Origin of the sequence: Streptomyces griseoflavus, from assembly GCF_014649995.1 — a bacterium.
In the GTDB taxonomy this organism is placed as follows: Bacteria; Actinomycetota; Actinomycetes; order Streptomycetales; family Streptomycetaceae; genus Streptomyces; species Streptomyces griseoflavus.
The window spans coordinates 157,542-165,967 of the sequence record NZ_BMUC01000016.1; the positions used below are offsets into that span (position 1 = coordinate 157,542).

Consider the following 8,426-nt stretch of genomic DNA (forward strand, 5'->3'; position numbering starts at 1 on the left):
ACGCAGGAAGAACATTACCCCATGTCAGGGGATGCCCGTGACCAGCGGGGGCCGGGCGGCCGGCCCCCGCCGAGGGTCACTGGTTCTCGATCTTCCAGGGCATGACGAGGCCGAACTTCCACAGGTAGAAGCCGGTCACCGCGGCCGCGATCACCAGTCCGACCGAGGTCAGGATGATGTTGCGGCGCCGCACTCGGGGGTCGAGGGCCCGCTGGGCCGCCTCGGTGACCTTGCGCTTGGTCCAGCGCAGCACCAGCTGGGCCCAGGCGAACTCGGTCGCCCAGATCGCCATGCCGCCGAAGATCACGACCCACCCCGGGCCGGGCAGCACCAGCATCGCGGCACCGGCCGCCACGACCGCGAGACCGACGACGAAGACCCCCACCTGCCAGCTGATGTGCAGAGCGCGGCGCGCCTTGACGAATTCCGGTGCCCTCGACCCGAGCGCCCGCTCGTCCCGGCTCTCGCTCTCGTCCACCGTCACCCCGTGAGCCGCCGCCGTGGCCTCGACGGAACTGTTACTCCCCGTGTTCATACGGCCAAACACTACCCGAGCGAAACACATCACCGGAATGGGCGTACGACGCGAACGATCTCTCGGCCGGAAGAGTTACGTAAACGCACGCAAAACACTCAGAGGGGTTTACAACGGCACCGTAGGTGGCATGTCGATTTCGCCGACGTGCGAATCCCCGAGCGCACACTGAGCGAAAGGCCCTGGCGCTTATGAACACCACGGTCAGCTGCGAGCTGCACCTGCGCCTCGTTGTGTCGAGCGAGTCCTCCCTGCCTGTCCCCGCAGGCCTGCGGTACGACACGGCCGACCCCTACGCCGTGCACGCCACCTTCCACACCGGAGCCGAGGAAACCGTCGAGTGGGTGTTCGCCCGCGACCTCCTCGCCGAGGGACTTCACCGCCCCACGGGCACCGGCGACGTCCGCGTCTGGCCGTCGCGCAGTCACGGCCAGGGCGTCGTGTGCATCGCCCTGAGCTCACCGGAGGGGGAAGCCCTGCTCGAGGCCCCGGCGCGGGCCCTGGAGTCCTTCCTGAAGCGCACCGACGCCGCCGTGCCGCCCGGCACGGAACACCGGCACTTCGACCTCGATCAGGAGCTCTCGCACATCCTGGCGGAAAGCTAGGCGAGGCTCACCGAACCGCCCGGCGCCGTCGACTCGGGGTGACGGCTCGGGCCCGAACAGCCGCTTGCGGGCAGTCGCACGCGGCTCACGCCCAACGGCGCCGACGCCGCGGTCCTCCGCGGCTCGGCGCCGTTGCGCGTGCGCCGCACAGGCACCAGGGCGGCTCCCGCACGTGCACAGGCACCAGAGCGGCTCCCGCACGTCCGGGTACGCCCGCGGGGATTCCGGCGTTGATTCGAAGCCATGTGCGGAGCGGAGACGCACGGCGCACGCCGGAGCCACTACCATCGGCCAGCATCGGCGGGCGCCCGCCCGTCCCCAGGCCAGGGAGCGAATCGTGCTGATCACCCACGACACCCGGTGCGCACTCGACACCGTGGTGGATCTGGTGAACTCCGCGCCGGAGGACGACGCGACGTCGGACGGACTGCCGGACGTCGCGGCCCTCGAGGTCTTCGTCCGGGAACACGAGATCAGCGAGGTCGGGGTACTCACCGAGAACGATCTGGCCGCGGTGCGCGGGATCCGCTCCCGGTTCGCCGCGGTCTTCGCCGCGCCCGACGCCCGCGCGGCGGCCGGGCTGATCAACGAGCTGGTCGCGGCCGCCGGCACCACCCCCCGGCTCACCGACCACGACGGCTACGACTGGCACGTGCACTATTTCGCGCCGGGCGCCTCCGTGGCCGACCACCTCGCCGCCGACGGCGGGATGGCGCTGGCCTTCTTCGTGGTCGCGGGGGAACAGGAGCGGCTGAGGCGCTGCGAGGCCCCGGACTGCCGGCACGCCTTCGTCGACCTCTCCCGCAACCGCTCACGCCGCTACTGCGACAGCCGCACCTGCGGCAACCGCCTGCACGTCGCCGCGTACCGGGCCCGCCGCAAGGAGGCGGCACGCTGATCCGGCGCCGACGCGTCTCGGGGAAGGCGCCGGCGGAGCCGGTCCCGGCAGCGGCGGGGCGACCCGCGGTGGGGTGGCCCGGACGCTCCCCGTGCGGGGAGGCGGTCGGGGTCCGCGTGATCCCCGGGGCCCAGATGTCGATGCCGTGCCGACGCGGTCCCGACGGGTGACATCGGGTACCGCGGGTACGGCTCACAGCCACAGCAGGTCGTGCAGGGCAGCCGTGAGCAGCAGACACCCGATCACCGCAAGGAAGATCATCAGCGGTGGCTGGGAAAGGGCGAAGAGGCATCCGCGCGGCTCGTCCTGCTGCGGCGCGGCATCGCTCTGTGTCGTGTCCAGCATCTCGCCGCGATGATGACGCATCGGGCGCTCCCGACGCGATCAACACTCACGGAAAGGGCGTGAGCTCGCCGAATACGTGATCTTCGGCTCTGATTGTGATCACTTCCGGGCGTTCCGGGACGCCCTGTGACGTTTCCGCCGGCCGGCCGACGTCAGATGCCGTGCTTCTTGAGAATGGCCTCGATGTCACTGAAGTCGTCCTCGCCCCGGGACGCCGGCGCCTGTTTCGCGGGCTTGGCCGCCGGGCGGGAGCCCTGGCCCAGGGCGGGTGCCGACGCTCCCGGGGCGACCGCGTCGGAGGCCCCGGCCGCCCGGGCGGCCTTGCGCTCCTTGCGGGTGCCGCCACGGCGGCGTTCCACGGTGCGGGTGGTCGCGAACAGCACCCAGGACAGGCCGAGCAGCCCGAAGCCCGCCCAGGCCGTCGGACTGAAGGCGGTGTCGGCCAGCCATTGGACGACGCCCGTCATCACCAGGGCGACGGGGACGAGCGAATAGGCGGCTATGCGGGTCGCGGCGAGGAAACGCTTGCGGTAGGCCGTGACCACCGCGATGCCCAGGCCTGCCGCGGAGACGGCGGAGCAGACGGTCTCGGCAATCATCCGGTCCTCCAGGCGGCGTACGGTCGCGGTGGTGCTTCGTTCCCCTCCATCCTGCACCTGCCGGGGCCCGCGGGGCCATGTTCCGGCCCGACATCAGGGACATCTCCGGGTCGGCTCCTCCCCAGGTCCCGGTGGAGGCCGGGGCGGGACGGTCCGGCTTGGGCGGTCCGCGGCCGGGCTGGAAGACTGTGGCCCATGAGCGACTCCTCCCCCGCCCCCACCGCGGCCACCCCCGTCCTCGACGTCTGGTGCGAGCTGCAGTGCCCCGACTGCCGGACCGCCCTCGACGACGTCCGTGCCCTGCGGGCCCGCTACGGCGACCGGCTGGAGCTGCGCCTGCGGCACTTCCCGCTGGAGAAGCACAAGCACTCCTTCGCCGCCGCCCAGGCCGCCGAGGAGGCGGTGGAGCAGGGCCGGGGGTGGGCGTACGTCGAGGCCGTGCTGGCACGGGTCGAGGAGCTGGACCGTCGCGGTGAGGCGTTCCTCGTCGAGGTCGCCGGGGAACTCGGTCTGGACGCCGAGGAGTTCGACACCGCGCTGATCGACGGACGGCACATCCTGATCGTCGACGCCGACCAGGCCGAGGGCAAGGCGATCGGGGTGACCGGCACCCCGACGTACGTCATCGGCGGTGAACGCCTCGACGGCGGCAAGAGCCAGGAGGGCCTGCGCGGGCGCGTCGAGGAGATCGCCGACCGCCTGCTGGCGGAGTAGCGGGACCGGCCGTCACACCAGCGTCTTGTACATGAAGTACCGGGTCGTGCCGTAGCCGAGCGAGTCGTAGAGCCGCTCGGCGGGTGTGTTGCCGGCGAACACGTTGAGAGCCAGGACCCGCCGGCCGGCGGCGGCCGCCTGGGCCTCGGCCAGCAGCATGAGGGAGCGGCCGTGCCCCCGGCCCCGGTGCTCGGCGTCCGCCCGCACGTCGAAGACGAAGGCCTGCTCCCCGTTCACCGCCAGCCACAGGGTGCCCACGGGCGTGCCCCGGTGCTCCAGGACACTGAAGAGCATGCCCTCGGTGGTGCGGCCCCGGGGCAGGAGCGCGGCGTTGTCGTTCGCCGCCTTGGCCCGCGCCTCGGCCTCCGGCACCCCGCGCGCGGTCCAGTTCCGCGCGTACTCCTCCTGGCCCCTGGCCGTCCAGGGCCCGAACTCGGCCTCGGTCATGGGCCGGGCCACGCTGCCCTCCGGCAGGGCGGGCGGGGTGTCGCCGAGCGGCTTCTCCATGTTCCGGTTGCGTACGACGTAACCGAGGGCCGTGGCGAGCCCGAGGGCGGTGGCGGACCCGGCGGGGACCGTCGCCTCGATGCGCCGGCACCCCCAGCCGCGGGCCACTTCCTCCGCCGCCAGCGCGGCCACCGTGCCCCGGCCGCGCCGGCGGTCCGGTTCCTCTATGGCCAGGTCCATGATCCGGGCCACGGTGTCGCCGAAGACGGGGTGCGTGCCGAGGTGGACGGCCCCGACGGGACGGCTGTTCACACACACCTGGTAGCGGCGCGAACGCGTCCCGTCGGGATTCTGCTGGAGCGGCTCGGCCGGCCGCAGGGTGGTGGTCATCACGGATGTTCTACCCGCCCGCCCGTCACCCACCACCCCCGGCACCGGGGCCCTGCCCCTGTCTCCGCTCCGCGGGTCGGCCGGATCCGCGGACCGTCACGGATCGAGGTCGGCCCCGGAGCGCTCGTCGAAGATCCGCATGGCCTTGGCGGTCACCGGGCCGGGGGCGCCCGGCAGTTCGCGGTCGTCGACGCGGTGCACGGCCTGCACGTCGCGCAGGGTGGAGGTCAGGAAGATCTCCTCGGCCCGTTCCAGCACGTCCAGCGGCAGGTCGGTCTCCCTGGCGCCGGCCCATTCGACGGCCAGGGCCCGGGTGATGCCGGCGAGGCAGCCGGAGGCGATCGGCGGGGTGTGGAGCTCGCCGTCGAGCACGACGAAGACGTTCGACCCGGTGCCCTCGCAGAGTTGCCCGACGGTGTTGCCGAACAGGGCCTCCGAGGCGCCCCGTTCGTGGGCCCGGGCGAGGGCGACGACGTTCTCGGCGTACGAGGTGGTCTTCAGGCCGGTGAGCGCGCCGCGCTCGTTGCGGGTCCAGGGGACGGTGACGACCGCGGTGGAGTCGGGGCGGCGGGTGGTCTCACCGAGGGCGACGACCAGGGTCGGGCCGCGGTCGCCGCGGTCGGAGCCGAGCGGGCCGTGGCCGCCGGTGTAGGTGAGCCGCAGCCGTCCGAGCGGCATGGGGTTGGCCTCGAGGACGGCGGCGCAGGCGCGGCGGACCTCGTCCAGGTCGGGGTCGGGCAGCCCGAGCCCGCGGGCCGACCGGGTCAGCCGGTCGAGATGCCGGGTGAGCGCGAACGGGCGCCCGTCCACGGCCTTCACGGTCTCGAAGATGCCGTCGCCCACGGTCAGCCCGTGGTCGAAGACGGAGACGCGGGCGGACTCCGTGTCCTGCAGCCCGCCGTCGAGCCAGATCTTCACGTCCAGGTCCCTTCACTCACCTCGTACGTTCCCGACGCTACCGCGAGCAGCCGGGAGGCCTTCAGCTCGGTCTCCCGCCACTCCCCCTCGGGGTCGGATCCCCAGGTGATCCCGGCGCCGGTTCCGAAGCGCAGCACGGCGCCGCCGGCCGCGTCCCGGTCGATCCAGAAGGTGCGGATGCCCACCGCCAGCACGCCGGTGCCGCGGTCGGCGTCCACCCAGCCGATGCCGCCGCAGTAGGGGCCCCGGGGCACGGTCTCCAGCGCCTCGATGATCCGCAGGGCGCTCGACTTGGGCGCGCCGGTGACGGAGCCGGGCGGGAACGCGGCCGGGAGGAGTTCCGGCCACCCGGCACCGGTGCGCAGTTCGCCGCGCACCGTCGAGACCAGGTGGACCAGGCCCGGGTGCTTCTCGACGGCGCACAGGTCGGGCACCGTCACCGTGCCGGCGGCGCAGACCTGACCGATGTCGTTGCGGACCAGGTCGACGATCATGACGTTCTCGGCGTAGTCCTTCTCCAGCAGGTCGGCCTCGGTCCTTCCGGTGCCCTTGATCGGCCCGGACTCGACGGTCCGGTCCTCGCGGCGCAGGAAGAGTTCGGGCGACGCGGTGGCGATCTCCACGCCGTGGCCCGGCAGCCGAAACGTTCCGGCGTAGGGGGCGGGATTGCCCCGGGCCAGCAGGGCGGTGAGGGCGTCCACGTCCGTGCCGGCCGGAACGGGCGCGGACAGGACGCGGCAGAGGTTGGCCTGGTAGACCTCGCCGGCGGCTATGTGGTCGCGGATGCGACGGACGGCCGCCGTGTACGCGGCGCGGTCGAGGGAGGACGTCCAGTCACCGGCGGCCGGTCCCCGCCAGGCGCCCGGCACCGGCGCCGGGACCGGCTGCTTGCGGACCTCACGGAAGCGGGCGCAGGTCAGCCGGCCCTCGAAGTCGGCGGCGACGGCCCAGAAGCCGGTGGACTCCAGGGCGGCGGGGTCGTCGGTGACGTCGGCGAGCCCGGTGGCGACGCGGTCACCGAAGCGGGCGAGAGGGGGCAGGTCCAGCACGTGACGAGTCTATGGCGGGCCCGTCCGAGGTGCCGCGGTCACGCCCGCCGGGGGCCGCCGGGTACGTCACCGAGCGGGCGCAGCGCAGCACGCTGCACAAACGGGTTTTTGTGCTGGCCCCGGAATCCGCTAGAGTTCACTTCGTCGCCGGGAAGCGCAAGCCGACCGAAACGACAGGCGGACGTAGCTCAGTTGGTAGAGCGCAACCTTGCCAAGGTTGAGGTCGCGAGTTCGAACCTCGTCGTCCGCTCGCAGGAAGAGGGGGACATCCCGGTCCCCTGCACTCCTGGTGGAGTGGCCGAGAGGCGAGGCAACGGCCTGCAAAGCCGTCTACACGGGTTCAAATCCCGTCTCCACCTCCAAGGACGATTAGCTCAGCGGGAGAGCGCTTCCCTGACACGGAAGAGGTCACTGGTTCAATCCCAGTATCGTCCACTGGATCCCCGGATCCCCCGCGCGATTAGCTCAGCGGGAGAGCGCTTCCCTGACACGGAAGAGGTCACTGGTTCAATCCCAGTATCGCGCACGCAGTGCCCATGATCCGCTCCTCGGAGTGATCGTGGTCCCGAGGACGATTAGCTCAGCGGGAGAGCGCTTCCCTGACACGGAAGAGGTCACTGGTTCAATCCCAGTATCGTCCACACACCGCCCGAAGCCCCCGGTCCCCCGACCGGGGGCTTCGGCGTGTGTCAGCTGGAGAAGAGCATGTGGCCGAAGCTCTTGTGCCGGCGGTGGCCGTAGTGGCCGGCGTGCGGGGCGCCCCACGCGGGCGGCTGCGGGGCCGCGGGGTACGCCTGCGGCGGCGCGGGGGCGGCCGGTGCGGCCGGCGGGGCGGGAGGCGCGGGCTGGGCCCACTGGGACTCCAGCCGGGTCAGCGACTCCAGTTCGCCGTAGTCGAGGAAGATCCCTCGGCACCCGGTGCACTGCTCGATCTGGACACCGTTGCGGTTGTAGGTGTGCATCGGGGCACGGCACTTCGGACACTGCATGATCGGTTCAACTCCTCGCCGGTCGTTCCCTCTTCGCGTATCGCCAGGACAGACTCCGTCCGGCCGCGGGTCGGTTGCACCTTACGGCGCGGAACTTTCGATCAACCCGGTGGGGACGGGGGCCGGACGGCGCCCATGCGCGCGCAGGCGTCGACCAGTGAGCGCTCCACCTCGTCGAGCGGCCGGTCCGCCGCGACCGCCTTGGTCACGGCGCGGGCGGCGGTCTGCGCGGTGAGGGCACGCGCCGGGGCGTCCAGCGTGCTCCAGGGGTCGCCGTCGCGCGGTACGGCCGGTCCGCCGGCCGCGCGGTAGGCGGTGAGGAAGCGGTGCCACTCGTCGGGCGCGAGCAGCCCGCAGGCGTACCAGGCCGCGGGGCGGGCCAGGTCCCACCCGGGGACACCCGTGCCGAGGTCGTCGATGTCTATCAGCAGCCAGGACGCATCCGGTGACGGAGGGCGTACGAGCTGGCCCAGGTGGAAGTCGCCGTGGCAGAGGGTGACGGTGTCGGGCATGGGGGCCTCGCCGCGGGCCCACGCGGGGAGGGCGGCCCAGGCGCGCAGCACCGGCGCGGTGGCGGGATGGCCGGGCGCCGTGGCCCGGAGGGCGGCGACCGCGTGGGCGGCCTTCGCGGGGCCGCGCATGGGAGGCACGGGCACGGGGGCCGGGGTGCGGTGGAGGAGGGCGAGGAGGGTGGCCGCGGCCTCCCAGGGGGCGGCGTCGGGGTCGTCCGGGTCCACGGGAGTGCCGTACGGCCAGTGGGTGACGAGCCGTCCGCGCAGGTCGACGGGCGTCGGGGCGAGCGGGGGGAGGAGGACGCCGGGGAGGTGGGCGGCGGTGGCGAGACGGGGGGTGAGGTGGGTGGGGTCCGTGCCGGGGGCGTGGGCCTTGGCGACGGTGCCGGCGTGGTGGACCACGGTGGTGTCGTCGCGGGCGGTGA

Annotated in this window: 11 protein-coding genes and 5 tRNA genes; 8 read left to right on the plus strand and 8 right to left on the minus strand. The window is 72.8% G+C overall.

Annotated elements, in window-relative coordinates:
* Positions 1-76 precede the first annotated feature (76 nt).
* A complete protein-coding gene (locus tag IE172_RS28075; protein ID WP_190100118.1) occupies positions 77-535 on the minus strand; it encodes a TIGR02611 family protein in 459 nt (152 codons plus the stop codon).
* Between the two features lie 191 nt (positions 536-726).
* Between IE172_RS28075 and IE172_RS28080 the strand changes: the two genes are divergently transcribed.
* Positions 727-1,140: an SsgA family sporulation/cell division regulator gene (locus IE172_RS28080; protein WP_004002642.1), complete on the plus strand. Its 414-nt coding sequence runs from the start codon at positions 727-729 to the stop codon at positions 1,138-1,140.
* 337 nt (positions 1,141-1,477) lie between these two features.
* The gene (locus IE172_RS28085) at positions 1,478-2,038 is read left to right on the plus strand and encodes a CGNR zinc finger domain-containing protein (protein WP_190100119.1); all 561 of its coding nucleotides are present in this window, start codon (positions 1,478-1,480) and stop codon (positions 2,036-2,038) included.
* 192 nt (positions 2,039-2,230) lie between these two features.
* Here IE172_RS28085 and IE172_RS28090 read toward each other — a convergent pair whose 3' ends face one another.
* Together IE172_RS28090 and IE172_RS28095 are read right to left on the minus strand one after the other, a co-directional pair.
* Positions 2,231-2,404 carry a hypothetical protein gene (locus IE172_RS28090; RefSeq protein ID WP_156698612.1) on the minus strand — a complete coding sequence of 58 codons (174 nt, stop codon included), beginning with the start codon at positions 2,402-2,404 and terminating at the stop codon, positions 2,231-2,233.
* A 131-nt stretch (positions 2,405-2,535) separates the two neighbouring features.
* Entirely contained in the window at positions 2,536-2,982 is a 447-nt protein-coding gene (locus IE172_RS28095) for a hypothetical protein (RefSeq protein WP_190100120.1), read from the minus strand.
* Between the two features lie 195 nt (positions 2,983-3,177).
* On the opposite strand from IE172_RS28095, the gene IE172_RS28100 reads away from it, so the two are divergent.
* Positions 3,178-3,696, plus strand: coding sequence for a DsbA family protein (locus IE172_RS28100; protein ID WP_190100121.1), 519 nt, complete (start codon positions 3,178-3,180; stop codon positions 3,694-3,696).
* 12 nt (positions 3,697-3,708) lie between these two features.
* On the opposite strand, the gene IE172_RS28105 is transcribed toward IE172_RS28100, so the two are convergent.
* The 3 genes from IE172_RS28105 to IE172_RS28115 all read right to left on the minus strand — a co-directional run bounded on the left by IE172_RS28105 (position 3,709) and on the right by IE172_RS28115 (position 6,500).
* Positions 3,709-4,533, minus strand: coding sequence for a GNAT family N-acetyltransferase (locus IE172_RS28105; RefSeq protein WP_190100122.1), 825 nt, complete (start codon positions 4,531-4,533; stop codon positions 3,709-3,711).
* Positions 4,534-4,629: 96 nt separating this feature from the next.
* On the minus strand, positions 4,630-5,451 hold the full coding sequence (locus tag IE172_RS28110) for an aminotransferase class IV (RefSeq protein ID WP_190100123.1): 822 nt from the start codon (positions 5,449-5,451) through the stop codon (positions 4,630-4,632).
* Positions 5,448-6,500: a chorismate-binding protein gene (locus tag IE172_RS28115; protein ID WP_190100124.1), complete on the minus strand. Its 1,053-nt coding sequence runs from the start codon at positions 6,498-6,500 to the stop codon at positions 5,448-5,450. The genes IE172_RS28110 and IE172_RS28115 overlap by 4 nt, the downstream gene beginning before the upstream one ends.
* Positions 6,501-6,677: 177 nt before the next feature.
* Here IE172_RS28115 and IE172_RS28120 point away from each other — a divergent pair.
* The 5 genes from IE172_RS28120 to IE172_RS28140 all read left to right on the plus strand — a co-directional run bounded on the left by IE172_RS28120 (position 6,678) and on the right by IE172_RS28140 (position 7,141).
* Positions 6,678-6,750 (plus strand) — tRNA-Gly (locus IE172_RS28120).
* A gap of 38 nt (positions 6,751-6,788) precedes the next feature.
* Positions 6,789-6,862, plus strand: a tRNA-Cys gene (locus IE172_RS28125).
* A gap of 1 nt (position 6,863) precedes the next feature.
* A tRNA-Val gene (locus IE172_RS28130) sits at positions 6,864-6,935 on the plus strand.
* Between the two features lie 19 nt (positions 6,936-6,954).
* Positions 6,955-7,026, plus strand: a tRNA-Val gene (locus IE172_RS28135).
* A gap of 43 nt (positions 7,027-7,069) precedes the next feature.
* A tRNA-Val gene (locus tag IE172_RS28140) sits at positions 7,070-7,141 on the plus strand.
* 48 nt (positions 7,142-7,189) lie between these two features.
* Here the strand turns inward: IE172_RS28140 and IE172_RS28145 are convergent.
* Positions 7,190-7,489: a TFIIB-type zinc ribbon-containing protein gene (locus IE172_RS28145; RefSeq protein ID WP_190100125.1), complete on the minus strand. Its 300-nt coding sequence runs from the start codon at positions 7,487-7,489 to the stop codon at positions 7,190-7,192.
* 101 nt (positions 7,490-7,590) lie between these two features.
* On the minus strand, positions 7,591-8,426 hold an 836-nt coding region (locus IE172_RS28150), incomplete at its 5' end, for a phosphotransferase family protein (protein WP_190100126.1).

Coding starts and splice junctions, on each gene's coding strand:
- IE172_RS28090 (WP_156698612.1), bottom strand. CDS start 2,404: ATGCGTCATCATCGCGGCGAGATGCTGGACACGACACAGAGCGATGCC.
- IE172_RS28145 (WP_190100125.1), bottom strand. CDS start 7,489: ATGCAGTGTCCGAAGTGCCGTGCCCCGATGCACACCTACAACCGCAAC.
- IE172_RS28105 (WP_190100122.1), bottom strand. CDS start 4,533: ATGACCACCACCCTGCGGCCGGCCGAGCCGCTCCAGCAGAATCCCGAC.
- IE172_RS28100 (WP_190100121.1), top strand. CDS start 3,178: ATGAGCGACTCCTCCCCCGCCCCCACCGCGGCCACCCCCGTCCTCGAC.
- IE172_RS28075 (WP_190100118.1), bottom strand. CDS start 535: ATGAACACGGGGAGTAACAGTTCCGTCGAGGCCACGGCGGCGGCTCAC.
- IE172_RS28095 (WP_190100120.1), bottom strand. CDS start 2,982: ATGATTGCCGAGACCGTCTGCTCCGCCGTCTCCGCGGCAGGCCTGGGC.
- IE172_RS28080 (WP_004002642.1), top strand. CDS start 727: ATGAACACCACGGTCAGCTGCGAGCTGCACCTGCGCCTCGTTGTGTCG.